The following is a 25891-nucleotide window of genomic DNA, read 5'->3' as shown; positions in this document are numbered from 1 at the left end:
TTGCAGTGGTTGTCCTCCACCGGTCGACGTAGGACAATTGCGGGCTTCCCGAATTACCTCAGCGATCCCGCATGGCCTTCATCGCCCTTGGCATCAACCACAAGACAGCTTCCGTGGCCGTCCGTGAGCGCGTGGCGTTCACCCCCGGGCAGATGGTCGAGGCCCTGCAGCTGCTCTGCCGGCTGACCGCCAGCCGCGAGGCGGCGATCCTCTCCACCTGCAACCGCAGCGAGCTGTACCTGGAGATCGAGCATCCGGAGGCCGAGGACGTGCTGGCCTGGCTCGCCGACTACCACCGCCTGAGCCTGGACGAGCTGCGCAACTGCGCCTACGTGCACCAGGACGAGGACGCGGTGCGCCACATGATGCGCGTGGCCGCCGGCCTGGACTCCATGGTGCTCGGCGAGCCGCAGATCCTCGGCCAGATGAAGTCCGCCTACGCCGTGGCCCGCGAGGCCGGCACCATAGGCCCGATGCTCGGCCGCCTGTTCCAGGCCACCTTCAGCACCGCCAAGACCGTGCGCACCGACACCGCCATCGGCGAGAACCCGGTGTCGGTGGCCTTCGCCGCGGTCAGCCTGGCGCGGCAGATCTTCAGCGACCTGCACCGCAGCCAGGCGCTGCTGATCGGCGCCGGCGAGACCATCACCCTGGTCGCCCGCCACCTGCACGAGCAGGGCGTGAAGCGCATCGTGGTGGCCAACCGCACCCTCGAGCGCGCCAGCCTGCTGGCCCAGGAGCTGGGCGCCGAGGCGATCCTGCTGGCGGACATGCCCGAGCACCTGGCGCACAGCGACATCGTCATCAGCTCCACCGCCAGCCAGTTGCCGATCCTCGGCAAGGGCGCGGTGGAACGCGCGCTCAAGCAGCGCCGGCACAAGCCGATGTTCATGGTCGACATCGCCGTGCCGCGCGACATCGAGCCGGAAGTCGGCGAGCTGGACGACGTCTACCTCTATAGCGTCGACGACCTCCACGAAGTGGTGGCGGAGAACCTCAAGAGCCGCCAGGGCGCTGCCCAGGCCGCCGAGGAACTGGTCGGCGACGGCGTCCACGAGTTCATGCAGCGTCTGCGCGAGCTGGCCGCGGTGGACGTGCTGCGCGCCTACCGCCAGCAGGCCGAGCGCCTGCGCGACGAGGAGCTGCAGAAGGCCCAGCGCCTGCTGGCCAACGGTGGCGACCCGACCGACATCCTCGCTCAGCTGGCCCGCGGTCTGACCAACAAGCTGCTGCACGCGCCCAGCGTGCAGATGAAGAAACTCTCCGCCGAGGGCCGCATCGATGCGCTGGCCCTGGCCCAGGAACTGTTCGCCCTCGAGGAGGGCCTTGAGAAGCGATGAAAGCCTCCCTGCTGACCAAGCTGGACAACCTCAGCGACCGCTACGAGGAGCTCACCGCTCTGCTCGGTGACGCCGAAGTGATCAGCGACCAGACCAAGTTCCGCGCCTATTCCCGCGAGTTCGCCGAAGTCGAGCCGGTGATCCTGGCGTTCCGCGACTTCCGCAAGACCCAGGCCGACCTCGAGGGCGCCCAGGCGCTGCTCAAGGACAGCGACCCGGACCTGCGCGAGATGGCCGAGGAGGAGGTCGCCAGCGCCAAGGACTCCCTGGTCGAGCTGGAAGACCGCCTGCAGCGCATGCTGCTGCCCAAGGACCCGAACGACGGGCGCAACGTGTTCCTGGAAATCCGCGCCGGCACCGGCGGCGACGAGGCGGCGATCTTCTCCGGCGACCTGTTCCGCATGTATTCGCGCTATGCCGAGCGCCAGGGCTGGCGCGTCGAAGTCCTCTCGGAGAACGAGGGCGAACACGGCGGCTATAAAGAGGTGATCGCCCGTGTCGAGGGCGACAACGTCTACGCCAAGCTCAAGTTCGAGTCCGGCGCGCACCGCGTGCAGCGCGTGCCGGCCACCGAGTCCCAGGGCCGCATCCACACCTCCGCCTGCACCGTCGCGGTGCTGCCGGAGCCCGACGAGCAGGCGGCCATCGAGATCAACCCGGCCGACCTGCGCGTCGACACCTACCGCTCCTCCGGCGCCGGCGGCCAGCACGTGAACAAGACCGACTCTGCCGTGCGCATCACCCACATTCCCTCGGGCATCGTGGTCGAGTGCCAGGAAGAGCGCTCGCAGCACAAGAACCGCGCCAAGGCCATGGCCTGGCTGGCGGCCAAGCTCAACGACCAGCAGCAGGCCGCGGCGCAGCAGGCCATCGCCAGCACCCGCAAGCTGCTGGTGGGCTCGGGCGACCGCTCCGAGCGCATCCGCACCTACAATTTCCCCCAGGGGCGGGTCACCGACCACCGCATCAACCTTACCCTGTACTCCCTGGGCGAGGTGATGGAGGGCGAAGTGGAGCAGGTGATCGAACCGCTGCTGCAGGAATACCAGGCCGACCAGTTGGCCGCCCTGGGGGATTGAGGCGCCATGGCCACCATCATGACTCTGCTCGCCGAAGCGCAACTGCCGGATTCGCCCAGCGCGCGCCTGGACGCCGAGCTGCTGCTGGCCGCTGCCCTGGGCAAGCCGCGCAGTTTCCTGCGCACCTGGCCGGAGCGGGTGGTCGACCGCGAGGTGCGTGAACGCTTCGAAGGCTGGCTGGCGCGCCGCCGTGCCGGCGAGCCAGTGGCCTACATCCTCGGCCGCCAGGGCTTCTGGAGCCTGGACCTGGAAGTGGCGCCGCACACCCTGATCCCGCGCCCGGACACCGAGCTGCTGGTGGAAACCGCCCTGCAGATGGTGCCGGCCAGCCCGGCGCGGGTGCTCGACCTGGGCACTGGCACCGGCGCCATCGCCCTGGCCCTGGCCTGCGAGCGCCTGAGCTGGCAGGTCAGCGGCGTCGACCGCATTCCCGAGGCCGTGGCCCTGGCCGAACGCAACCGCGAGCGCCTGCGCCTGGCCAACGTCGGCTTCCGCCAGAGCCACTGGTTCTCCGCCCTGGAGGGCGAGCGCTTCGCCCTGATCGTCGGCAACCCGCCGTACATCCCCGGCAGCGACCCGCACTTGCAGCAGGGCGACGTGCGCTTCGAGCCGAAGAGCGCGCTGGTGGCCGGCTACGACGGCCTCGACGACATCCGCCTGATCGTCGCCCAGGCCCCGCGCTTCCTCGAACCGGGCGGCTGGCTGCTGCTGGAGCACGGCTATGACCAGGCCGCGGCGGTGCGCGACCTGCTGCTGGGCAATGGTTTCAGCGAAGTGGAAAGCCGCCGCGACCTGGGCGGCCACGAACGCATCAGCCTGGGGCGCCTGCCATGTTGAACGACGAAGAACTGCTGCGTTACAGCCGGCAGATCCTCCTGCCGCAGATCGACATCGACGGCCAGCTGCGCCTGAAACAGAGCCGCGTGCTGATCGTCGGCCTCGGCGGGCTGGGCTCGCCGGTGGCGCTGTACCTGGCCGCGGCCGGCGTCGGCGAACTGCACCTGGCCGACTTCGACAGCGTCGACGTGACCAACCTGCAGCGCCAGGTGGTGCACGACAGCACCCAGGTCGGGCGCAGCAAGGTGGACTCGGCCATGGCCCGCCTGGCCGCCATCAACCCGCAGGTGAAGCTGGTGCCGCACCGCCAGGCGCTGGACGAGGATTCCCTGGCCGCGGTGCTGGTCCAGGTCGACCTGGTGCTGGACTGCTGCGACAACTTCTCCACCCGCGAGGCGGTCAACGCCGCCTGCGTCGCCGCCGGCAAGCCGCTGGTCAGCGGCGCGGCCATCCGCCTGGAAGGCCAGCTCTCGGTATTCGACCCGCGCCGCGACGACAGCCCCTGCTACCACTGCCTCTACGGCCACGGCAGCGAAGCCGAGCTGACCTGCAGCGAAGCCGGCGTGGCCGGGCCGCTGGTGGGCCTGGTCGGCAGCTTACAGGCGCTGGAGGCGCTGAAGCTGCTGGCCGGCTTCGGCGAGCCGCTGGTGGGCCGCCTGCTGCTGGTGGATGCCCTGGGCACGCGCTTCCGCGAGCTGCGCGTCAAGCGCGACCCGCAGTGCGCGGTCTGCGGTTCACGGCATGGCTGACGAGCGGCCGATAGGGGTCTTCGACTCCGGCGTCGGCGGCCTTTCGGTGCTGCGCGAGATCCGCGCGCGGCTGCCGGACGAATCGCTGGTGTACCTGGCCGACTGCGGCCACGTGCCCTACGGCGAGAAAACCCCGGAATACATCCGCGAGCGCTGCCGGCGCATCGCCGAATTCCTCATCGCCCGCGACTGCAAGGCCCTGGTGCTGGCCTGCAACACCGCCACCGCGGCGGCGGCCTCCGACCTGCGTGAGCGTTATCCACAGCTGCCGATCCTGGCCATGGAGCCGGCGGTGAAGCCGGCTGCCGCTGCAACGCGCAGCGGCGTGGTCGGCGTGCTGGCCACCACCGGCACTTTGAAGAGCGCGCGCTTCGCCGCGCTGCTCGACCGCTTCGCCAGCGACGTGCGGGTGATCACCCAGCCCTGCCCGGGGCTGGTCGAGCGCATCGAGGCCGGCGACCTGGACGGGCCGCAGACCCGCGAGCTGCTCCAGGGCTTCGTCGAGCCGCTGCTGGCCGAAGGCTGCGACACCCTGATCCTCGGCTGCACCCATTACCCCTTCCTGCGCCCGCTGCTGGGCCGGATGCTGCCGCCCGGCGTATCGCTGATTGACACCGGCGCCGCAGTGGCCCGCCATCTGCAGGCGTCGCTGGCCAGCCGTGGCCTGGAGGCGCGGGGGCCGGCAAAAAAAACGCACTTCTTCACCAGCGGGGCAGTCGAGATGTTCGAGAGGGTGTTGCCGGTGCTGTGGGGCCTTGATGAATCGGTCAGTTTTTTTGCCGATTGAGCAAGGAAGTTTCCGCGCATACGTAACAATGCGCTGACATTTCGCAGGCCATATCTGGCAAATCGCCTTATAATCATTAGCTATTCGCGGGGATTTTTCATTCAGCTTATCCATAAGGATCTTTCGATGAAGAAGCTACTCTCGCTGGCCGCCTTGGCCGCAATCATGATGGTGGGCGCAGCCGGCGCAGCGCAGGCCGCGAATCTGACCGCCGCGGCAGGTGCCACCGGCCAGGGCGACATGACCCTGCGCCTGGGCGCGAGTTTCGACTGGGACAAGAGCTGGTGGGAAAGCAGTACCGGCCACCTGACCGGCTACTGGGATACCGGCGTCACCTACTGGGGGGCCGGCGACCGCGCGGGCGCCCGTTATTCGCTGTCCGTCGCGCCGGTGTTCGTCTACCAGTTCAACGGCGACAGCGTGAAGCCCTTCATCGAGGCCGGCATCGGCATCGCCGGCTTCAGCGGCTCCGAGGTTGGCGACCATGACCTGGGCAGCGCCTTCGCCTTCGAGGACCGTCTGGGCTTCGGCCTGAGGTTCGCCGGCGGCCAGTCGGTGGGCATCCGCGCCATCCACTACTCGAATGCCGGGCTCTCGATGCCCAACGACGGCATCGAGTCCTACAGCCTGTTCTACAGTCATCCGCTGTAAGTTCTAGCTGTGCGAAAAAACCGGCCCTGGTGGCCGGTTTTTTTATGCCCGTATGAGCTTGCCGACTACGCCGAAGGGCTTTTCGTAGGATGGGTTGAGCTTGCGAGACCCATGCGGTCATGGCGATGGGTATCGCTTCGCTCAACCCATCCTACGGGGTGTTTCTTCCGGACCATGTCACACCCCGGCGCGATTCGCGGATGAGATCTGCTCCTACGCCGCCCCACCCACACCATTCCATGTAGGAGCGCGCCCTGCGCGCGAAATCGCGGGCAGGGCCCGCTCCTACAGGTCATCGGGTAGCACCGCATCCGGGGTGCTCTTCGTAGGAGCGAGCTTGCTCGCGAATGAGCCCCGCAGCGGAGTCTGTTCGCGAGCAAGCTCGCTCCTACGAGAAGTCATGTTCGCCTGCAACGTAGGCGGACTAGGCAGCCCCCGGCAGCTTGCGGAAGGCCTCCAGCACCCGCTCGCGGCTCGCCGCCAGGTCGAGCATCGGCGCCGGGTAGCCGGGCGCGCCGAACAGCCCCAGGCGCGATGGCTCGTGCAGGCTTTCGTTGTCCAGGCCGGCCAGCTCCGGCAGCCACTGGCGCAGGAAACGCCCGTGGGGATCGAAGCGGCGCGATTGCGCCAGCGGGTTGAACAGGCGGAAGTAGGGCGCGGCGTCGGTGCCGGTGGAGGCGCTCCATTGCCAGCCGCCGTTGTTCGCCGCCAGATCGCCGTCCACCAGGTGGCGCATGAACCAGCGCTCGCCTTCGCGCCAGTCGATCAGCAGGTTCTTGCTGAGGAACATGGCGGTGAGCATGCGCAGGCGGTTGTGCATCCAGCCGGTGGCCAGCAACTGGCGCATCGCCGCGTCGATGATCGGGAAGCCGGTGCGGCCCTGCTGCCAGGCTTCCAGCTCCACCGGCGCGTGGCGCCAGGGCAGTGCCTCGGTTTGAGTGCGGAAGGCGCGGCCGCGGCTGACCTGCGGGAAGCCGACCAGGATGTGCTTGTAGAACTCGCGCCAGAGCAGCTCGTTGATCCAGGCCACGGCGCCCGGGCCGCCGCTCTCGAATTCGCCCCGGTTGTTCGCCAGCGCTGCGTGCAGGCACTGGCGCGGCGAGAGCACGCCGGCGGCCAGGTAGGCGGAGAGCTGGCTGGTGCCGTCGAGGTCCGGGCGGTCGCGTCTTTCGTGGTAGTGCGCCAGGCCATCCTCGGCGAAGCCGGCCAGGCGTTCGCCGGCCGCCTTTTCCCCGGCGGGCCAGAACTCCCGCGCCAGGGCTGCGCTGGGCGTGAAGCCGGGCAGTTCCCCCGGCACGGGGTCGCTGTCCACCTCCAGCGGCGCTTGCGCTGGCGGTATCGGCAGGCAACTGGGCAGGGCAGTGGCCAGGCGCTGGTAGCAGAGCTTGCGGAACTGGCTGAAGACCTGGAAGTAGCTGCCGCCGCGGGTGAGCAGGCTGCCGGGGGCGAACAGCAACTGGTCCAGGTGGCTGTGGAAGCCGACGCCGGCTTCGGCCAGGCGCCGTTTCACCGCCTCGTCGCGGCGGCTTTCGTGGATGCCGTACTCCTCGTTCACCCGTACCGCGGCGATGCCCAGGCTGCGGCACAGCTGCAGCAGCACTTCCGGCGCCTGGCTCCAGGTGTCCGCTTCACGCAGCAGCAGGGGAATGTTCAGCCGCGCCAGGTCGCGTTGCAGCGCCTGCAGGTTGCGCAGCCAGAAGTCGACCTTGTTCGGCGAATCGTCGTGGGCGCGCCACTGGCCGGGGCTGAGCAGGTAGCAGGCGATCACCGGGCCGGCCTGCGCGGCGGCGGCCAGGGCGCTGTTGTCGCGTACGCGCAGGTCGCTGCGCAACCAGAGCAGTTGGCGCCTCATTCGCCACCCCCGCCGTTGAGCAGGCCTAGGGCGTGCAGGGTGGCGCGCGCCTGCAACGGGTCCTGCGCCAGGTGCAGGCCCGGGTGGCTTTCACGCTGCAGCTCGGCCAGTTCCTGGGCATGGATGTCCACGCTGGCGCCCACCAGCAGGGTGGGGCAGATGCAGCCGGCGAGCAGGCGCGACAGTTGCGTCGGGCTCAGGCTCTGGTCGGAATAGAGGAGCAGGGCGCGTGGGTTCAGGCGCTGCTCGACCAGGGCGATCTCGGCGCAGGACAGCGGGCCGTCGAACACCTGCACCGGGCAGCCGGCGGAACTGGCCAGCCAGGCGCATAGCCAGTGGCCGGTTTCCCGCGGGTGTTCCGACTGGTTCACCAGCAGCAAGGGGCGGCCCTGGTGCTGGCGGTTGTAGTGATACAGGCGGCCGCCCAGCTTGCTGCGCAGCCAGGAGTGGTAGAGCAGGCGCTCCAGGCCGCTGCCGAACTGGCCCTGCCAGCGTAGCTGGAGGTCGCGCTGCAATGGCAGCATCAGGTGCTCGCACAGTGTCTGCGCCGGGTAGATCGACAGCGCGCCGTTGAACAGCTCGTCCAGGCGTTGCTCGTCGAGCCGGGCGATGGCGCTCAACGCCTGCTGGCGCAGGTCGTCCCAGGGCGAGTGGGTATCGGCTGCCGTCCGTGGCGGTTCGTCGAGCAGGTCGCGCACCTTGCCCACCGCCACGCCGCGCTCCAGCCAGGTGAGCACGCGGCGGATCCGCTCCAACTGCTCGGCGGAGTACAGGCGGTGGCCCTTGGCGGTGCGCTGGGGGACCACCAGCCCATAGCGGCGTTCCCAGGCGCGCAGCGTCACCGGGTTCACCCCGGTGCGCCGCGCCACTTCGCTGATCGGCAACCAGCCGGCGGCCAGCGCCTGGCGATAATCGTCGGGAAGGGTGTTGCTTCGTTCAGATGGCATTGCGTAGACCCAGGGCCTCGGGGTGGGGTTGCAGGTACGCCTGGCGGGCGATGTACGGGTGCGGGTGGCGGCGGAAGTGGTGCTTGAGCAGCGCCAGGGGCACCACCAGCGGTACCTCGCCGTGGCGGTATTGCTCGATCAGCAACTGCAGTTCGGCGCGGTCGTCCGCCGCCAGGGCGCGCTTGAGGTAGCCGGCCAGGTGCTGCAGCACGTTGCTGTGGTTGCCTCTACTGGCGCAGTGGCCCAGCGCCTGGCTGAAGGCCCGGTAGTAACGCGAGCCGAACTGTGCTGCCGGGTAGCGGCCGATGTCCGCCAGCAGGCGGCCCAGCTCGGCGTACTGGCGCGGATTGTGGGCGAGCAGCTGGTACTTGTGGCGTGAGTGGAAGTCGAGGATCGCCTTGTGTGTCAGCCCGGCGCGGCACAGGGCGAGCCAATCGAGATGGGCGTAGACGCGGGTGACGAAGTTCTCGCGCAGGCGGGGATCGTGCAGGCGGCCTTCCTCTTCCACCGGCAGCTCGGGGCGGGCGGCGCAGAAGGCTTCGGCGAACAGGCCGCGGGCGCCGGCCATGGGCGGCTGGCCATCCTCCGCGTAGAGCTTGACGCGGTGCAGGCCGCAGGAGGGCGACTTCTGCATGAAGATGAAGCCACCCAGTTCGTCCAGCTGGCCGGCCTGTTCAGCGCCATGGCGACGCAATGCCGCACTGTGGTCCAGGGTCGCATCGCGGCTGTCCACGGCGCGTGGCTGCGTGGCGTCGCCGACCAGCCGCAGGGTGGGGCGCGGCACGCCCAGGCCGATGGCGACTTCCGGGCACAGCGGGACGAAATCGAAGTGCCGGGCGAGGTCCTCCAGGCACAGGCGCGAAGCCTTGTGCCCGCCGTTGTAACGGACGTTCGCGCCGAGCAGGCAGGCGCTGATGCCGAGCTTGGGCCGGGAAGGGGAGGTGGACATGGTCGGACCCTGTACAAGTAGGCTTCGCGTGTACAACTATTTTTCAGCATAGGCCGAACGTTGTACAGCCGCAAATTACTTGTACAGGGTGCGGCGCCCAGGCGGGTGCCGTGGGGCTCAGAGGTGTTGCAGCAGCCGGCGCGCCGCTTCCAGGCCGCTCAGCCAGGCGCCTTCGACACGGCCGGAGAGGCACCAGTCGCCGCAGGCGTAGATGCCAAGGTCGGCATCGGCCAGCGCGCCCAGCTGGTGCGCTTCTAGCGGCCGGGCATAGAGCCAGCGGTGGGCCAGGGCGAACACCGGTTCGGGCACCGCGCAGCCGATCATCTCGGCGAAGGTGCCCAGCAGGTGCTCGATGACGGTTTCCTTGGGCTTGTCGATGTTCTGCCGGCTCCAGCTGCTGCTGGCGTGCAGCACCCAGGTGTCCATGTGTTCGTCGCGGCCGGGCTTGCAGCGGTTGCTGGCCATCCAGGTCAGCGGGCCTTCCTGGACGAAGCAGCCTTGCACCGGTGTCTGCAGGGGTTCGGCGAAGCCCAGGGCCACGGCCCAGGTCGGCTCCATGGCGATGCTCGCCGCCGCCGCCGCCAGCTTGGGCGCGCCGGCCAGCAGCGCCGCGGCCTGCGGCGCCGGGGTGGCGACCAGGACGTGGCTGAACGGGCCGTGGTTGCAGCCTTCGGAGTCCTGCAGGTGCCAGTGCTGTTGGCCGCGGAAGACTTCGGTGATGCGGCAGGAGAAGGTGACCTGCAGCCCCTGCAGCAGCGCGCGGGTGATGGCGCTCATGCGCGGGGTGCCGACCCAGCGCGGCTGCTCGTCCGGCGATGGGCTGAGCATGCCGTCGCGGTACTGGTACAGGGCCGGGTCCCACTCGGCGACCCAGCCGGCGTCGCGCCAGTGCTGGATGGCGTCGAGGAAGCGGCGGTCGCGGGCGGTGAAGTACTGGGCGCCGAGGTCGAGCGCGCCAGCATCGCTGCGCTTGCTCGCCATGCGGCCGCCGCTGCCGTGGCCCTTGTCGAAGAGCTGGACTTCCTGTCCCGCGTCTAGCAGGGCGTGGGCGGCTGAGAGTCCGGCGATTCCGGTGCCAATGATGGCAATGGGGGCGCTCATGACATGCCTCGTAGGTTGTTGTGTTCAGGTTAGCGAGTCGAACAACCTTGTACAATCGGTTTTATTTGTATAGTTGTTCGGTCGCCGTTCGAACGGTCGAGCGGAATTTCGTCCACGCTTCGCGGCCATTCCTTCGGGGGCGTCGCGTATCGGTTCCGGCATTTACAGCGTAGACGTTCGCCACACTCGGACGGGAGCAGTAATGCAAGCGCCGTTCCCTCGTCCAGACTGATGGTAGGTGTGGGAGTTCAGCGCAAGGAGGTTCAGATGCACATCTTCATTACCGGCGGTACCGGTCTGATCGGCCGCCGCCTGTGCCGCCACTGGAGCGCCGCCGGTCATCGGCTGACGGTGCTGAGCCGCCGTCCGGAGCGCGTCGCCGAGCTTTGCGGGCGCGAGGTTCGGGGCGTTTCCAGCTTCGAGGCGGTGGGCGACGAACAGGTCGACGCGGTGGTCAACCTGGCCGGCGAGCCCATCGCCGAGCGGCCCTGGACGGCGCGGCGCAAGGCGCTGCTGTGGGACAGCCGGGTGCGCCTCACCGAGCGTCTGGTGGAGTGGCTGGAGGGCCGCAGCCAGCGGCCCTCGGTGCTGATCAGCGGCTCGGCGGTCGGCTGGTACGGCGACGCCGGCGAGCGCCCGCTGGACGAAGGCAGCGCGGCGGCCGGCGAGGATTTCGCCAGCGAGCTGTGCCTGGCCTGGGAGCAGATCGCCATGCAGGCCGAGGGCCTGGGCATCCGCGTGGTGCGCCTGCGCACCGGGCTGGTGCTGGCGCCGGAGGGCGGCTTCCTCGCGCGCCTGCTGCCGGCGTTCCGCTTCGGCCTGGGCGGCCAGTTGGGCAACGGCCGGCAATGGATGTCCTGGGTGCACATCGAGGACATGATCGGCCTGATCGATTTTCTCTTGCAGCTAAGCGACGCCAGCGGTCCGTATAATGCGTGCGCGCCGCAGCCGGTGCGCAACCGCGACTTCACCCGGGCCCTGGGCCAGGCGCTGCACCGCCCGACCCTGCTGGGCGTGCCGGCCTTCGCCCTGCGCACCCTGCTCGGCGAGCTGTCGCTGCTGTTGCTCGGCGGCCAGCGCGTGGAGCCCCGGCGCCTGCTGGAAGCCGGCTTCGTGTTCCGCTACAACGATCTGCCGGCCGCCCTCGCCGATGTCCTCGCGCATCGTCCGGTGGCCGCCCACCGTCACTAAGGATGCTGCATGACCCTCAACGCCCTGCTGCTGGTCAACCTGGGCTCGCCGGCCTCGACGGAGGTGGCCGATGTGCGCCGTTACCTGGACCAGTTCCTCATGGACCCGTACGTCGTCGACCTGCCCTGGCCGGCGCGGCGCCTGCTGGTGTCGCTGATCCTGCGCAAGCGCCCGGAGGAGTCGGCGCACGCCTATGCCTCCATCTGGTGGGACCAGGGTTCGCCGCTGGTGGTGATCAGCCGCCGCCTGCAGCAGGTCATGCGCAAGTACTGGCCGCACGGCCCGGTGGCGCTGGCCATGCGCTACGGCCAGCCGTCCATCGAGAACGCCCTGCTCGACCTCTACGAGCAGGGTGTGCGCCAGGTGACCCTGGCGCCGCTGTACCCGCAGTTCGCCGACAGCACCACCACCACCGTCATCGAGGAGGCCCGCCGGCTGATCCGCCAGCTCGGCCTGCACGGCATGCACCTGATGGTGCTGCCGCCGTTCTACGCCGAGCCGGAATACCAGCAGGCCCTGCTGACCAGCGTGCAGCCCTACCTGGAGCAGCCCTACGACCACCTGCTGCTGAGCTTCCACGGCCTGCCCGAGCGACACATCCGCAAGCTGGTGGGCGACCGCAACCACGACCTCGACGCCGCCGACAGCCGCCACGTGCGCCCGGAGGTCCTGGCGCTGTGCTACCGCAGCCAGTGCCTGCGCACCGCGGAGCTGTTCGCCGAGAACGCCGCCCTGGAGAAGGGCCGCTGGTCGGTGTCGTTCCAGTCGCGCCTGGGTCGCGCCAAGTGGATCGGCCCCTACACCGACGCGCAGCTGGAAGTCCTGGCGAAGCAGGGCGTGAAGCGCCTGCTGGTGATGTGCCCGGCCTTCGTCGCCGACTGCATCGAGACCCTGGAGGAGATCGGCCAGCGCGGCCGCGAGCAGTTCATCGCCGCCGGCGGCGAGGAGCTGGTGCTGATTCCCTGCCTGAACGACCAGCAGGCCTGGGCGCTGGCGCTGGCGCGGCTGTGCGAGCGGTTGCCGGAGCCGCTCTGACGGCCGTTTTCGTGCCACCGGGCAAGCCGACGTAGCCTGCGGGTCCAATCGCGGACGGAGTCCGCTCCTACCATACGGGCGGGCAAGGCTTCTCGTAGGAGCGAGCTTGCTCGCGAACAGATTCCGCAGCGGGGCTGGTTCGCGAGCAAGCTCGCTCCTACAGGGGAATACGGTGCCTCCAGGCTGACTGTAGGAGCAGGCCCTGCCTGCGATTCGCGCGCAGGGCGCGCTCCTACATGGGCATGGCATTGTGGCGGGTTCAGGGGTGACGGCGAGGCCCTACACCTTGAACTGATTCACCAACCGCCGCTGCTGCTCCGCCAGCCGCGTCAGCTCGGCGCTGGCCTGGGAGGCTTCGTCGGCGCCGCCGGCCACCTGGTTGGCGACCAGGCCGATGTTGGCGACGTTGCGGTTGATGTCCTCGGCCACCGCGCTCTGTTCCTCGGCGGCGCTGGCGATCTGGGTGTTCATGTCGTTGATCACCGACACCGCCTGGGTGATCGACTCCAGCGCCTGGGCCGCCTCGTGGGCGTGGCGCACGCTGTCGTCGGTCTTCTCCTGGCTCTGCTGCATCACCTGCACCACTTCGCGGGTGCCGTTCTGCAGCTGCTGGATCATGCTCTGGATTTCCTCGGTGGCCTGCTGCGTCTTCTGCGCCAGGTTGCGCACTTCGTCGGCCACCACGGCGAAGCCGCGGCCCTGCTCGCCGGCGCGCGCCGCCTCGATGGCGGCGTTGAGCGCCAGCAGGTTGGTCTGCTCGGCGATGCCGCGGATGGCCACCAGGATGGCGTTGATGTTCTCGCTGTCGCGGGCCAGCGACTGCACCACGCCGACCGCGCGGCCGATCTCGGTGGCCAGGGCCTGGATCGCCGCCGAACTGCTCTCGACGATCTGCTTGCCCTGGTGCGCGGCCTGGTCGGCGTGGCTGGCCGCTTCCGCCGCGTGGGTGGCGTTGCGCGCCACGTCCTGGGCGGTGGCGGTCATCTCGTGGACGGCGGTGGCCACCAGTTCGATCTCCGCCAGTTGCTTCTGCACGCCTTGGTTGGTGCGGATGGCGATGTCCGCGGTGTGCTCGGAGGAGTCGCTGACGTGCTGCACCGAGGTCACCACCTGGCCGATCATGCCCTGCAGCTTGCCGAGGAAGGTGTTGAAGCCGCGGGCGATGGAGCCCAGTTCGTCGGCGCGCTCGCTGGACAGGCGGCGGGTGAGGTCGCCTTCGCCCTGGGCGATGTCGTCGAGCATGCCGACCAGCTGGCGTAGCGGCCGGGCGATGCCGTGGCCCACCAGCCAGATCACCAGCAGGCCGCCGGCGGCGATGAGCAGGCCGACCAGGGTCATGCCCAGGGTGTCGGAATCGCTCTGCGCCTTGAGCGCGCCCTGCAGTTGCTTGAGTTCGCCGAACACCGCCTGGCGCGGGATCTCCAGCATCAGCGTCCAGTGCGTGCCGGTGTCGCCGATGGCGAAGGGCAGGAATACGGCGATGGTGTCGCGGGCTTCGTCCTGCTGGTACAGCGGCTCTTCGCCCTGCAGCTTGCCGAGGCTGGCGGCCTGGCTCGCGTCCAGCACCTTGTCGGCCGGTTCGCCGAGCTTGCCGGCGTCCTTGGTGTAGGCCACCAGGCGGCCGTTGGCGGAGATCAGCGCCAGCTCGCCGGCGCCGTCGTAGAGGGTGGCGTCGGCGGCCTTGAGCAGGTCCTGGATGAAGTCCAGGGACAGGTCGGCGCCCACCGCGCCGCGGAACTGGCCGTCGACCAGGATGGGCGCGTTGAAGGACGACATCAGCACCATCTTGCCGCCCATTTCATAGGGCGCGGGGTCGATCACGCAGGGCTTGTGGCGTTCCTTCGGGCACAGGTAGTACTCGCCCTCGCGCACGCCGGTGGGCAGCACCTTCTGGCTTTCCAGGGTGTCGCCCATGGCTTCCACGGTGAGGCTGCCGTCGGCCTTGCGGTACCACCAGGGCATGAAGCGCCCGCTGGCGTCGTAGCCGGCGCCGGTCTGTCCGGCGTAGAGGCTGTCGGGGCCGGCGAAGGCGCCGGGTTCCCAGCCGGCGAAGGCGTCCAGCAGCTTGGGGTTCTGCTGCACGGTCTGGCGCAGCAGGTTGGACATCTCGCCCCGGCTGATGCCCAGCAGCGGCTTGCCTTCGGCGTCCTTGCCATCCATCAGCATGTTGGCCTGGGCCAGGCCCTTGACCACCGTCAGCGGGTATTCCAGCTCGCGCTGGATCTGGCTGGCCTGGGCGCGCGCCAGGGCCACCAGGCGTTCGTTGATGACCTTCTCCAGCAGCGCCTGGGTGCGCTCCTGCACCAGCGTCTGGGTGCGCCCGCCGGCGAACAGGGCATAGAGTACCAACGCAGCCACCACAGCCAGGACACTGGCCCCGGCCAGCGCCACCACGGAAAACTGGATCGACTTGAACTTCATGACGAAATACTCGCGTACCAGGGACAGCCTGTTCCGCTGTATCGGCAGGACTTCAGAGTTTCCTTAGGAAATGCCTGTAATGGGTTGTAACGCCCTTGTGTCGTCTCCTTTGCGGAGCGGTTGCCGGCCATCGGGGGGCGGCCTACCATTGCGCGCTGTCCAAGGGAGATTGCATTGCTTCAGGAGAGCATCATGCCCAGCCTATTCCGCTTCACCGGCCTGGCCGCCGCCCTGCTCCTGGCCGGGTGCCAGCAGGTCAACACCACCAGCGGCGGCGCCGTCGGCGTCGAGCGCAAGCAGTACATGTTCAGCATGCTGTCGAGCCAGCAGGTCGACCAGATGTACTCGCAGTCGTACCAGAAGACCCTCACTGACGCGACGTCGGCGGGCAAGCTGGACAACGACAGCAGCGACGCCAAGCGCGTCAAGGCCGTGGCCGCGCGGCTGATCCCGCAGACCGGCTCGTTCCGCCAGGACGCCCCGGGCTGGGACTGGCAGGTCAACGTGATCAAGAGCGACGAGCTCAACGCCAACTGCGGCCCCGGCGGCAAGATCATCTTCTACAGCGGCCTGATCGATCAGCTGAAGCTCAGCGACGACGAGATCGCCGCGGTGATGGGCCACGAGATCGCCCACGCTCTGCGTGAGCACGGCCGCGAGCAGATGTCCCGCGCCTACGCCGTGCAGATGGGGGAGAACCTCGGCGGCGCGCTGCTGGGCCTGGGCGAGACCAGCAAGCAGCTGGCCGACCAGGTGGTGCAGTACAGCCTGACCCTGCCCAACAGCCGGCAGAACGAGACCGAGGCCGACCTCATCGGCCTGGAGCTGGCCGCCCGCGCCGGCTACAACCCCCAGGCCGCGCTGACGCTGTGGCAGAAGATGGGCCAGGCCGGTGGCGACGCGCCGCCGGAAATCCTCAGCACCCACCCGGCGGACAGCACACGCATGGCCAACCTGCAGGCCGCCATTCCCAAGGTGATGCCGCTGTACGAGCAGGCCAAGGGCCGCAATTGACGAGCGGGGGGATCGACGCCGTCGATCCGTTGCAGCCGGCCGCCGACGCGGCCGGTTCGACCATCACCAGGGAGCGCCAGTGAAAATCGCAGTACTCGGAGCCACCGGGCTCCTCGGCCACCACGCCGCGCGCGCCATCAAGGCCGCCGGCCACCAGTTGGTGCTGGTCCATCGCCCGTCCTCGCAGATCCAGCGCCTGGCCTACCTGGAGCCGGAGTGCCGGGTCGCCGAACTGTTCGACTACAAGGGGCTGGAGCGCGCCCTGAGCGGGCTCGACGCGGTGATCTTCAGCGCCGGCTACTACCCGCAGCGGCCGCGCCGCTGGCAGGAGGAGGTGGCCAGCGCCCTGGACCAGACCAATCATTTCTACGCGGCCTGCCTGCACAACAAGGTGCCGCGCATCCTCTACGTCGGCTCGGCCTTCGCCATGCCCCCGCACCCCCAGGGCCTGCCCGGCCACGAGGGGCTGTTCTACGAGAGCCTGCCCACCGGCAAGAGCGCCTACGTGATGTGCAAGTGGGCGCTGGACGAACAGGCCCGCGAGCAGGCCCGCGGCGGCCTGCCGGTGGTGATCGGGATTCCCGGCATGGTGCTGGGCGAGCTGGACATGGGCCCGACCACCGGGCGCCTGATCACCGCCATCGGCCGCGGCGAGATGTCCCACTACGTGCCGGGGCGGCGCAACGTGATCGATGCCGGCGAGGCGGGGCGCGGCCTGCTGATGACCCTGGAACGCGGGCGCATCGGCGAGCGCTACCTGCTCACCGGGCACAACGTGGAGATGGCCGAGCTCACCGCCACCATCGCCCACCTGCTGGGCCGCCCGGCACCGCAGCCGATGCCGCTGCACCGCGCCCGCGCCCTGGCCACCCTGGGCCGCTGGCGCTACCGCCTGACCGGCAAGCTGCCGCTGCTGGACGAAACCGCCATCGAGGTGATGGCCGGCGGGCAGTTCCTCGACGGACGCAAGGCCCGCGAGGAGCTGGGCTTCGAAAGCCATGTGCCGCTGGAGGACACCCTGCAGCGGGCCATCAATTGGTTCCGCGCCAACGGGTACCTGTAGGCGCAACAGTCTCGCCGACTGCGAAGAGCCATGTCCGCACGGGGAATGCTGTGCTTCACCGCAAACTGTAGGAGCGGGCCCTGCCCGCGATTCGCGCGCAGGGCGCGCTCCTACAGGGGGTGGTGTGGGTGGGGCGGCGTAGGAGCGGATCCTATCCGCGAATCGCGCCGGTGGTTCCGGCTATCGCGGACAAGGTCCGCTCCGGGGAAACTCCGTGCCTCACCGCAAACTGTAACTGTAGGAGCGGGCCCTGCCCGCGAATCGCGCGCAGGGCGCGCTCCTACATTGGAATGGCGTGGGTGGGGTGGCGTAGGAGCGGATCTTATCCGCGAATCGCGCCGATACGTCCGGCTATCGCGGACAAGGTCCGCTCCTACGGGGAAACTCCGTGCCTTACCGCAAACTGTAGGAGCGGGCCTTGCCCGCGATTTCGCGCGCAGGGCGCGCTCCTACATGAGAAGGCTGCCGCCTCAGGGCAACGCCTGCTCCGCCAGTGGGCGGTTCTGCAGGCCCATCTGGCTGCGGAAGCTTTCCATGTCGATCAGCGTGCACAGCTCCTGCAGCTTGCCGTGGCTGTTGAACAGCCACAGGGCCATGCCGGGGATGCTGACCACCTTGTCGCTGGCCGGGTAGCCGAAGGCGGGGCGGCTGATGGTGCCGACCAGGGTGCTCCAGGTGAACACCTTGTGGCCCTCGCCGATGCATTCCTCGACCACCACTTCCAGGTCGTCCATGGACGAACGGATGCCCTCGATCAGCCGCCGGTAGCCGGCGCTGTCCAGGGGCTGGGCGGAGAAGCTGCTCTTGTAGAGGAAGTCCGGGCTGTGCAGCTGGGTGGCCAGGGCCAGGCGGCCCTTGTTCCAGCTCAGGTCGATGTGCTGGCGGGCGAGGCGTTTCAGGTCCTTGTCGGTCATGGCTGTTTCCTTCAGCGAAGGGGCGACAGCTACAACTGTAGGACGATGGCGTGGCGGCAACATTGGCCGCCACGCCGGAGCGGCTGTCAGAACAGCCCGGACAGCGTGGCCGCGTGCCAGGCCGCGGCCAGACCCAGGACGGCGAAGGCGCAGGCGGCCAGGCGGCGGATCAGCGCCAGCGGCAGGCGCTCGGCGGCGAAGTTGCCGGCCAGCACCACCGGCACGTTGGCCAGCAGCATGCCGATGGTGGTGCCCAGCACCACCAGCCAGAAGTGCGGGTACTGCGCGGCCAGCATCACGGTAGCGACCTGGGTCTTGTCGCCCATCTCGGCGAGGAAGAAGGCGATCAGCGTGGTGAGGAAGGGACCGAATTTCTTCAGGCCGCCTTCTTCGTCGTCATCCAGCTTGTCCGGCACCAGGGTCCAGGCCGCCACGGCGAGGAAGGACGCGGCCAGCAGCCAGCTCAGGGCGGCTTCGGAGAAGAAGGTGGAGACCCATTTGCCCACGGCGCCGGCGGCGAAGTGGTTGACCAGGGTAGCGGCGACGATGCCGGCGATGATCGGCCAGGGCTTGCGGAAGCGCGCGGCGAGGACGAGGGCGAGCAGTTGCGTCTTGTCGCCGATTTCGGCGAGGGCAACCACCAGGATGGGGACGAACAGGGATTCCATCAGGCTTTCCTAAGGGGGCGGGTCGACTAATCACCAATGACACGCGCCATCCGCCCACCCCGGGTCGGATCGCTCGTGTCATAGGTCTTGTCAAACCCGGGCCCGACTGCTGCGGGCCTTGGGGCCGCACGCGCCATGGTCTGCGGACCAAGTGTGTTGACGCGTGCCGGGCGAGGGCGGGAACCGCTCGCGGGAGACTACTCCCCTAGGACGGGGCGCATTCTGCCCAAGTCGTCCGGCTTGGGCAAGCCCGGCGTTCAGTCGACGTCGCGGCCGGAGGTGACGTCCATCTCCTCGTAGCGGACGAAGCGGCTGCCGTTCTTCAGGCGGTAGCCCCACCAGATGACGAGGAACAGCGGCAGGCTTATGTAGGTGGCGACCAGCCCGGTCCAGTCGATCGTCTCGCCGACGAACGCCTGGTAGTTCTGCCCGAGGGTGATCGCCAGGCACAGGGCGAAGGCGAACAACGGGCCGAAGGGGAACCACTTGGCGCGGTAGGGCAGCTCCTCCAGTTTGCCGCCCTGCAGCAGGTAGCCCTTGCGGAAGCGGTAGTGGGAGATGGCGATGCCCAGCCAGACGATGAAGCCGCACATGCCCGAGGTGTTGAGCAGCCAGGTGTAGACGGTCTTGTCGCCGATGAAGCTGGTGAGGAAGCACAGCCCGCCGACCAGCGTTGTGGCATAGAGCGCGTAGCGTGGCACGCCGCTCTGCGAGATCTGTTGGAACAGGCGCGGCGCCTGGCCATGCAGGGCCATGGTGTAGAGCATGCGGGTGGAGGCGTACATCCCCGAGTTGCCGGCGGAGAGGATCGCCGAGAGGATCACCGCGTTCATCACCCCGGCCGCCGCGGCCAGGCCGGCGCGCTCGAAGAGCAGGGTGAAGGGCGAGGTGCTGATGTCGCTGCTGTCGGTCTTGAGCAGGTTCGGATCGGTGTAGGGGATGAGCATGCCGATGACGAAGATCGACAGGATGTAGAACATCAGGATCCGCCAGAACACCTGGCGGATGGCGATGGGGATCGACTTGTGCGGGTGCTCCGACTCGCCGGCGGCGACGCCGATCAGCTCGGTGCCCTGGAACGAGAAGCCGGCGATCATCGCCACCCCGACCATGGCCTGCAGGCCGCCGACGAAGGGGGCGTCGCCGGTGGTGAAGTTGCTGAAGCCGGGGGAGTCGATGCCGTGCATGATGCCGATGATGCTGGCCAGGCCGATGCCGATGAAGATCACCACGGCCACCACCTTGATCAGCGCGAACCAGAACTCGCTCTCGCCGAAGCCCTTCACCGAGAAGAAGTTGAGGCCGAACATGATGGCGAGGAAGCCGGCGCTCCAGTAGATGCCCGACACCTCGGGGAACCAGAAGTGCATCACCAGCTGCGCGGCCACCAGTTCCGCGGCGATGGTCACCGCCCAGTTGTACCAGTAGTTCCAGCCCATGGCGAAGCCGAAGCCATCGTCGATGAAGCGGCTGCCGTAGGTGGAGAAGGAGCCGGAGTCGGGGATGTAGGCAGCCATCTCGCCCAGGCTGGTCATCAGGAAGAACACCATCAGGCCGATCAGCGCGTAGGCCAGCAGCGCGCCGCCGGGGCCGGCGGTGGCGACGGTGCTGCCGGAGGCGACGAACAGCCCGGTGCCGATCGAGCCGCCGATGGCGATCATGTTCAGGTGCCTGGGCTTGAGCGAACGCTTCAGGTGCGCTGGGGTCGTTTCCGGCGACTTCACGAAGGTCAGCTCGGCTTCTTTCACGGTGCTTTTCACGGCGATCCTCGGCTCGTGAGGCGCGCCGGCCCGGCGCGCCCTTTCGGTCTGGGTGGAGTGTAGTGGGGCTGCGGCGAGGCGCCCGGGCTCAGGGGCGGCGGGCGCTGTAGATGCGGAAACCGTCGCCCACGGCGAGGCTGCGGCAGGGGCCCAGGTGCTGTTCGATCAGCGGCGGGTACTTGAGGAAGCTGTTGGCCACCAGGCGCAGTTCGCCGCCCGGGCGCAGGTGCTGCGCGGCTTCGCGCAGCAGGCGTTCGCTGGCCTGGTAGTCGGTGTGCACGCCCTGGTGGAAGGGCGGGTTGCTGACGATGGCGGCCAGGCCGGCCGGCGCCGCGTCGATGCCGTCGCCGCCGATCACCTCGCCTTCCAGGCCGTTGGCGGCGAGGGTCAGGCGGCTGCTTTCCAGGGCGAAGGCGTCGACGTCGAGCAGGCTCAGGCGGCTGCCCGGGTAGCGGCGCTTGAGCACCGCGCCGAGCACGCCGGCGCCGCAGCCGAAGTCCAGCACGTGGCCTTCGGGCAGGCCGTCCAGGTGGTCCAGCAGCAGGGCGCTGCCGCGGTCCAGGCGGCCATGGCTGAACACGCCGGGCAGGGTGACCACCTGCAGTTCGCCGTCGGCCAGGGCCAGCGTGTAGCGCAGGGACTGGGCGTGCAGGTCGGGGCAGGGCAGGGCGCCGTCGATGGCGGCGTGCCACAGCTGGCAGTGCCGCGCGCTGTCGAGCTTGGCGGCCTTGGCCAGGGTGCCGAGCTGCTTGGCGGCGCGCTCGACGCCGGCGCGCTTCTCGCCCACCAGGTACAGCTGGCCGCCGGGCACGCGGCTGGCCAGGGCGGCCAGCAGGTAGTCGGTCAGCTCGCGGGACTTGGGCAGGAACAGCACGGCGGCGTCGAACTCGCCTTCCGGCGGCGTCACGCCGAAATGGCAGCGTCCCGGGTAGCGGCCGTCCAGTTGCCGCTGCTCGCCGGCGTGCCAGCTCCAGCCCAGGGCTTGCGGCAGCTCGCCGAGCAGGCCGTCGGCGGGCAGGCCTGCCAGCAGCACGCGGCCGGCGAAACGTTCGATCTGGCGCAGCAGCACCTCGCTGGTGGGGGCGTTGGACATGCGGCCTCCTAAAAAGGGCGCGAGTTTAGCACTTCGCGCTTCAGTCGACCCGCCGCAGCTTGTCGCCGCGGAAGAAGGCCGCGGCGTTGTCCGTTACCTGGCCGACGATGCGCTGCCGCGCCTCGCGGCTGCCCCAGGCGTTGTGCGGGGTGACGATCAGCCGCGGGATGTCGCCGGCCAGCAGCGGGTTGCCGTCCTTCGGCGGCTCGACGCTGAGCACGTCGGTGGCGGCGCCGCCCAGGTGGCCGCGGCGCAGGGTGTCGGCCAGGGCCTGCTCGTCGATCAGGCCGCCGCGGGCGGTGTTGACGATGAAGGCGCCGGGCTTCATCAGGTCCAGTTCGCGCTGGCCGATCATCCCGCGGGTCTGCTCGGTCAGCGGGCAGTGCAGGCTGATGGCGTCGACCTGCGGCAGCAGCTCGTCCAGCGCCAGGCGGTCGGCGCGCGGCGGGCGGCCAGGAAGTTGGCCGAGCAGCACGCGCATGCCGAAGGCCTCGGCCAGGCGGGCCACCGCGCCACCCAGTTCGCCATGGCCGAGCAGGCCGAGGGTCTTGCCTTCCAGCTCGACGATGGGGAAGTCCAGCAGGCAGAACTGGGTGGACTGTTGCCAGCGTCCGGCGCGGACCGCCGCCTGGTAGTCGGGCAGCCGGGTGGCCAGGGCGAGCAGCAGCAGGATGGCGTGCTGGGCCACCGAAGCGGTGCCGTAGCCCTGGCAGTTGGCCACGGCGATGCCACGCTCGCGGGCGGCGGCCAGGTCGATGTTGTTGGTGCCGGTGGCGGTGACCAGGATCAGCCTGAGGTCCGGGCACTGGGCCAGGGTTTCGGCGCTGATGGGCGCCTTGTTGCTGATGGCCACGTTGGCCTCGTGCAGGCGCCCGGCGATCTCGTCCGGGGCGCTGGCGGGGTGCAGGACCAGCTCGCCGAAGGCCTGGCGCAGGGGCTGCAGGTCGAGGTCGCCGAGGTCGAGGGAGGCGGTGTCGAGAAAGACGGCGCGAGTGCTGTTCATCGCTGGCTGTTCCTTTTGCGGGAAACGGGGCTGGCGTAAGGTTGCCAGCCTGACGGCGTTAATCCCACCCCTGCGGAGGTTGCATGTACTGGACGGAATTTCTCACCGTGGCGCTGATCCACCTGCTGGCGGTGGCCAGCCCGGGCCCGGACTTCGCCGTGGTGGTGCGCGAGAGCGTCACCCACGGCCGCCGCGCCGGCACCTGGACGGCGCTGGGCGTGGGCTGCGCCATTTCCATCCATGTGACCTACTCGCTGCTGGGCATCGGCCTGATCGTTTCGCAGTCGATCATGCTGTTCAACACCCTCAAGTGGCTGGCCGCGGCCTACCTGTTCTACATCGGCATCAAGGCCCTGCGCGCCAAACCCAGCGGTGGCGACGGCAGCGTGGCGGCCGCCGCGCCCAGCGAACGCACCCCGCGCGGCGCCTTCGTCGCCGGCTTCGTCACCAACGGCCTGAACCCCAAGGCCACGCTGTTCTTCCTCTCGCTGTTCACCGTGGTCATCAACCCGCACACCCCGGTGCTGGTGCAGGCCGGCTACGGCGTCTACCTGGCCTGCGCCACCGCAGCCTGGTTCAGCTTCGTGGCGCTGCTGTTCAGCCAGCAGCGCGTGCGCGCCGGCTTCGCCCGCATGGGGCACTGGTTCGACCGGATGATGGGGGTGGTGCTGGTGGGGTTGGGGGTCAAGCTGGCTTTCACCGAGTTGCGCTGAGGGTTGGGGACTCGCGCTTTTCGTAGGAGCGAGCTTGCTCGCGAACCGCATGGCACCGCGTTTGTTCGCGAGCAAGCTCGCTCCTACGAAAAGCAAAGCGGGTTTTTGATCTTGGATTGCGCGGGGATTTTTGCGGAATCGACAGAGCGTTATTGCAATAATTAGCCTGCTAACTGTGTGGTCTCTATGGCTAGTATCGAAGCGTTTCCTCTTCGAGAAGGTCAACAAACCATGCCAAGGAATGCCTCTGCTGCAGGCCCATCCCGTCGCCGTTTCCTCAAGGGCTCGCTGAGCCTCATTCCCGCCGTGGCGGTGATGGGGACTGGCGTTGTTCGCGCCGAGAGCGCACCGGAGCCGGGCCAGGCCTATCAGCCACGCTTTTTCAACTCCGAGGAGTGGCTGTTCCTGCTGGCCGCCTGCGACTGCCTGATCCCCGATGACGACAACGGCCCCGGCGCAGTGGCCGAAGGGGTGCCCGAGTTCATCGACCGGCAGATGGAGACCGCCTATGGCCATGGCGGCATCTGGTACCTGCAGGGGCCGTTCTTCGAGGCGCCCGCCGAACTGGGCCACCAGAGCCGCCTGAGCCCCAGGGAAATCTACCGCCTGGGTATCGCCGCGCTGCAGCGCCACTGTCGGCAGCAGTTCGCCGGCAAGCGCTTCCAGGAACTGCCGCGCGGCCGCCAGGAGGAATTGCTGACGCAGATGGAGGGCGGCCGGATAGCCTTCGAGGCCTGCCCGGAGTCGATGTTCTTCGAACAGCTCTGGCAGAACACCCGGGAGGGCTACCTGGCCGATCCCATCCATGGCGGCAACCGCAGCATGGCGTCCTGGCGGATGATCGGCTTCCCCGGTGCGCGCGCCGATTTCACCGACTGGGTGGACCAGCCGAACAAGGCCTACCCGCAAGGGCCGGTCAGCATCTCCGGCCAGCGGGGTGAGCTATGAGCGCCACGCGCAGGGAGGCGGTGGACGTGGTGGTGGTCGGCCTCGGCTGGACCGGCTCGATCATGTCCAAGGAACTGGTCGATGCCGGGCTGCGAGTGGTCGCCCTGGAGCGCGGGGAGCAGCGCGACACCTACCCGGACTTCGCCTACCCGAGGATCGCCGACGAGCTGACCTATGGCATCCGCTACAAGCTGTTCCAGAACCTCGCCCGGGAAACCGTGACCCTGCGCCATGGCCTGGCCGACCGGGCGGTGCCCTACCGACGCCTGGGCGCCTTCCTGCCCGGCAACGGCGTGGGCGGCGCCGGCGTGCACTGGAATGGCATGCACTGGCGCATGCAGCCTTACGACCTGAAACTGCGCAGCAATACCCTGGAGCGGCATGGCAAGGCGGCCATCCCCGAGGGCATGACCATCCAGGACTGGGGCGTGAGCTATGAGGAACTGGAGCCCTGCTTCGATCGCTTCGAGAAGGTCTGCGGCACCGCCGGCCAGGCCGGCAACCTGCAGGGGCGGATACTGCCGGGCGGCAACCCGTTCGAGGCGCCCCGGCATGCACCCTATCCGACCGCGGCGCTGAAGACCTTCTACTCCGGCGAACTGCTGAAGGCCGGCGCGCTGGAACTGGGGCTGCACCCGTTCGCCTCCCCCGCGGCCAACTGCAGCGAGGCCTACACCAACCCCTATGGCCTGCAGTTGGGGCCATGCAACTACTGCGGCTTCTGTGAGCGCTTCGGCTGCTACCTGTATTCCAAGGCATCGCCGCAGTCGACCATCCTGCCGGCGTTGTACCGGCAGGCGAACTTCGAACTGCGCACCCAGGCCCAGGTCATCCGCATCAACACCGACTCCAGCGGCCGCAAGGCGACCGGGGTCACCTACATCGACAGCCAGGGCCGGGAGGTGGAGCAACCTGCGGAACTGGTGATCCTCAGCGCCTACCAGTTGCACAACGTGCGCCTGCTGCTGCTCTCGAAGATCGGCAAGCCCTACGATCCGCGCACGGGCGAAGGCGTCGTGGGGAAGAACTATGCGTACCAGATGAATGCCGGGGTTTCGCTGTTCTTCGACAAGGACACCCACTTCAATCCCTTCATCGGGGCGGGTGGCGGCACCGTGGCGCTGGACGACTTCAACAGCGAGGCGTTCAAGGCCGGGCAGCGGGACTTCATCGGTGGCGCCTATCTGTCGGTAGGCAGTTCGGGCGGGCGTCCGATCCAGCAGGCGCTCCTGCCGGACGATGCGCCGACCTGGGGCAGCGGCTGGAAACAGGCGCTGCGCGACAGCTACGGGCACAGCATGTCGCTGGGCGCCGAAGGTTCGAACATGGCCTACCGCGACTGCTACCTGGACCTGGACCCGAACTACCGCGACGTGCACGGCCTGCCGCTGCTGCGCATGACCTTCGACTGGAAGGCCAACGACATCCGCCAGGGGCGTTTCATGGCCGAGCGGCTGAGCGAGATCGCCCGGGTGCTCGGCCCGCGGAAGATAGTGGTGCACGCGCCGGCCTTCGGCGAGCACTTCAACGCCATCAGCTACCAGAGCACCCACAACACCGGCGGCGCGATCATGGGCGAGGACCCCAGGCAGAGCGTGCTGAACAAGTACCTGCAGTGCTGGGACGTGCCCAACCTGTTCGTCCTCGGCGCCAGCGCCTTCCCGCAGAACATGGCCTACAACCCCACCGGCATGGTCGGGGCGCTGGCCTACTGGGCCGCCCAGGCGATCCGCGAACGCTACCTGCGCGATCCTGGCCCGCTGGTGGACGCATGAG

The 25891-nt window shown here is 68.8% G+C and carries 23 protein-coding genes and 1 riboswitch; of the genes, 13 read left to right on the top strand and 10 right to left on the bottom strand.

What is annotated here, in order from left to right:
* The first annotated feature begins 71 nt into the window (after positions 1-71).
* The 6 genes from hemA (at position 72) to M8R19_RS11480 (ending at position 5443) form a co-directional block, all read left to right on the top strand.
* Positions 72-1340: a glutamyl-tRNA reductase gene (hemA, locus tag M8R19_RS11505; RefSeq protein ID WP_249917851.1), complete on the top strand. Its 1269-nt coding sequence runs from the start codon at positions 72-74 to the stop codon at positions 1338-1340.
* Positions 1337-2419, top strand: coding sequence for a peptide chain release factor 1 (gene prfA / locus M8R19_RS11500; RefSeq protein ID WP_074977365.1), 1083 nt, complete (start codon positions 1337-1339; stop codon positions 2417-2419). Before hemA ends, prfA begins: the two co-directional genes overlap by 4 nt.
* Before the next feature lie 6 nt (positions 2420-2425).
* Positions 2426-3256: a peptide chain release factor N(5)-glutamine methyltransferase gene (prmC, locus tag M8R19_RS11495; RefSeq protein ID WP_249917850.1), complete on the top strand. Its 831-nt coding sequence runs from the start codon at positions 2426-2428 to the stop codon at positions 3254-3256.
* Entirely contained in the window at positions 3250-4005 is a 756-nt protein-coding gene (locus M8R19_RS11490) for a molybdopterin-synthase adenylyltransferase MoeB (RefSeq protein WP_249917849.1), read from the top strand. Before prmC ends, M8R19_RS11490 begins: the two co-directional genes overlap by 7 nt.
* Positions 3998-4792, top strand: coding sequence for a glutamate racemase (gene murI / locus M8R19_RS11485; RefSeq protein ID WP_058071534.1), 795 nt, complete (start codon positions 3998-4000; stop codon positions 4790-4792). The genes M8R19_RS11490 and murI overlap by 8 nt, the downstream gene beginning before the upstream one ends.
* 126 nt (positions 4793-4918) lie before the next feature.
* Positions 4919-5443, top strand: a complete 525-nt coding sequence (locus tag M8R19_RS11480; RefSeq protein WP_249917848.1) for an acyloxyacyl hydrolase — start codon at positions 4919-4921, stop codon at positions 5441-5443.
* Between the two features lie 424 nt (positions 5444-5867).
* Here M8R19_RS11480 and phrB read toward each other — a convergent pair whose 3' ends face one another.
* The 4 genes from phrB to M8R19_RS11460 all read right to left on the bottom strand — a co-directional run bounded on the left by phrB (position 5868) and on the right by M8R19_RS11460 (position 10292).
* Positions 5868-7295 (bottom strand): deoxyribodipyrimidine photo-lyase, encoded by a 1428-nt coding sequence (gene phrB, locus M8R19_RS11475; RefSeq protein WP_116422716.1) that lies wholly within the window; start codon positions 7293-7295, stop codon positions 5868-5870.
* Positions 7292-8242 (bottom strand): MerR family transcriptional regulator, encoded by a 951-nt coding sequence (locus M8R19_RS11470; RefSeq protein WP_116422715.1) that lies wholly within the window; start codon positions 8240-8242, stop codon positions 7292-7294. Before M8R19_RS11470 ends, phrB begins: the two co-directional genes overlap by 4 nt.
* On the bottom strand, positions 8232-9191 hold the full coding sequence (locus M8R19_RS11465) for a YbgA family protein (RefSeq protein WP_249917847.1): 960 nt from the start codon (positions 9189-9191) through the stop codon (positions 8232-8234). Before M8R19_RS11465 ends, M8R19_RS11470 begins: the two co-directional genes overlap by 11 nt.
* Positions 9192-9308: 117 nt before the next feature.
* The gene (locus M8R19_RS11460; RefSeq protein ID WP_009617460.1) at positions 9309-10292 is read right to left on the bottom strand and encodes an NAD(P)/FAD-dependent oxidoreductase; all 984 of its coding nucleotides are present in this window, start codon (positions 10290-10292) and stop codon (positions 9309-9311) included.
* A gap of 267 nt (positions 10293-10559) precedes the next feature.
* Between M8R19_RS11460 and M8R19_RS11455 the strand changes: the two genes are divergently transcribed.
* Together M8R19_RS11455 and hemH are read left to right on the top strand one after the other, a co-directional pair.
* Positions 10560-11483, top strand: coding sequence for a TIGR01777 family oxidoreductase (locus M8R19_RS11455; protein ID WP_249917846.1), 924 nt, complete (start codon positions 10560-10562; stop codon positions 11481-11483).
* A gap of 9 nt (positions 11484-11492) precedes the next feature.
* Positions 11493-12518 carry a ferrochelatase gene (gene hemH / locus M8R19_RS11450; RefSeq protein WP_074977382.1) on the top strand — a complete coding sequence of 342 codons (1026 nt, stop codon included), beginning with the start codon at positions 11493-11495 and terminating at the stop codon, positions 12516-12518.
* Between the two features lie 279 nt (positions 12519-12797).
* Here the strand turns inward: hemH and M8R19_RS11445 are convergent, their stop codons facing one another.
* Positions 12798-14939 (bottom strand): methyl-accepting chemotaxis protein, encoded by a 2142-nt coding sequence (locus M8R19_RS11445; RefSeq protein WP_116422711.1) that lies wholly within the window; start codon positions 14937-14939, stop codon positions 12798-12800.
* A gap of 192 nt (positions 14940-15131) precedes the next feature.
* Between M8R19_RS11445 and M8R19_RS11440 the strand changes: the two genes are divergently transcribed.
* Both M8R19_RS11440 and M8R19_RS11435 read left to right on the top strand, forming a co-directional pair.
* A complete protein-coding gene (locus M8R19_RS11440) occupies positions 15132-15953 on the top strand; it encodes a M48 family metallopeptidase (protein ID WP_249917845.1) in 822 nt (273 codons plus the stop codon).
* A gap of 79 nt (positions 15954-16032) precedes the next feature.
* Complete coding sequence (locus tag M8R19_RS11435; RefSeq protein ID WP_249917844.1) at positions 16033-17016, top strand: NAD-dependent epimerase/dehydratase family protein; 984 nt, start codon at positions 16033-16035, stop codon at positions 17014-17016.
* A gap of 470 nt (positions 17017-17486) precedes the next feature.
* Here M8R19_RS11435 and M8R19_RS11430 read toward each other — a convergent pair whose 3' ends face one another.
* From M8R19_RS11430 to M8R19_RS11410, 5 genes are all read right to left on the bottom strand, one after another.
* A complete protein-coding gene (locus M8R19_RS11430) occupies positions 17487-17930 on the bottom strand; it encodes a ketosteroid isomerase-related protein (RefSeq protein WP_249917843.1) in 444 nt (147 codons plus the stop codon).
* Positions 17931-18016: 86 nt separating this feature from the next.
* Entirely contained in the window at positions 18017-18598 is a 582-nt protein-coding gene (locus M8R19_RS11425; protein WP_009617469.1) for a TMEM165/GDT1 family protein, read from the bottom strand.
* A 67-nt stretch (positions 18599-18665) separates the two neighbouring features.
* Positions 18666-18816, bottom strand: a riboswitch (yybP-ykoY riboswitch).
* A gap of 39 nt (positions 18817-18855) precedes the next feature.
* Positions 18856-20322 (bottom strand): amino acid permease, encoded by a 1467-nt coding sequence (locus M8R19_RS11420; RefSeq protein WP_261748800.1) that lies wholly within the window; start codon positions 20320-20322, stop codon positions 18856-18858.
* A 124-nt stretch (positions 20323-20446) separates the two neighbouring features.
* Positions 20447-21451: a methyltransferase gene (locus M8R19_RS11415; RefSeq protein WP_249917842.1), complete on the bottom strand. Its 1005-nt coding sequence runs from the start codon at positions 21449-21451 to the stop codon at positions 20447-20449.
* Between the two features lie 40 nt (positions 21452-21491).
* The gene (locus M8R19_RS11410; RefSeq protein WP_249917841.1) at positions 21492-22454 is read right to left on the bottom strand and encodes a 2-hydroxyacid dehydrogenase; all 963 of its coding nucleotides are present in this window, start codon (positions 22452-22454) and stop codon (positions 21492-21494) included.
* Positions 22455-22537: 83 nt separating this feature from the next.
* Between M8R19_RS11410 and M8R19_RS11405 the strand changes: the two genes are divergently transcribed.
* From M8R19_RS11405 to M8R19_RS11395, 3 genes are all read left to right on the top strand, one after another.
* Positions 22538-23167 (top strand): LysE family translocator, encoded by a 630-nt coding sequence (locus M8R19_RS11405; protein WP_043273604.1) that lies wholly within the window; start codon positions 22538-22540, stop codon positions 23165-23167.
* Between the two features lie 231 nt (positions 23168-23398).
* Positions 23399-24115: a gluconate 2-dehydrogenase subunit 3 family protein gene (locus tag M8R19_RS11400; RefSeq protein WP_074977397.1), complete on the top strand. Its 717-nt coding sequence runs from the start codon at positions 23399-23401 to the stop codon at positions 24113-24115.
* Positions 24112-25890, top strand: coding sequence for a GMC family oxidoreductase (locus tag M8R19_RS11395; protein WP_249917840.1), 1779 nt, complete (start codon positions 24112-24114; stop codon positions 25888-25890). The genes M8R19_RS11400 and M8R19_RS11395 overlap by 4 nt, the downstream gene beginning before the upstream one ends.
* The last annotated feature ends 1 nt before the right edge of the window (position 25891 follow it).

The organism is Pseudomonas sp. R3.Fl (assembly GCF_023516765.1).
Lineage (GTDB): Bacteria > Pseudomonadota > Gammaproteobacteria > Pseudomonadales > Pseudomonadaceae > Pseudomonas > Pseudomonas citronellolis.
Note: the sequence above shows the minus strand (reverse complement) of the source record. Positions and strands in the feature narration are given on the sequence as shown.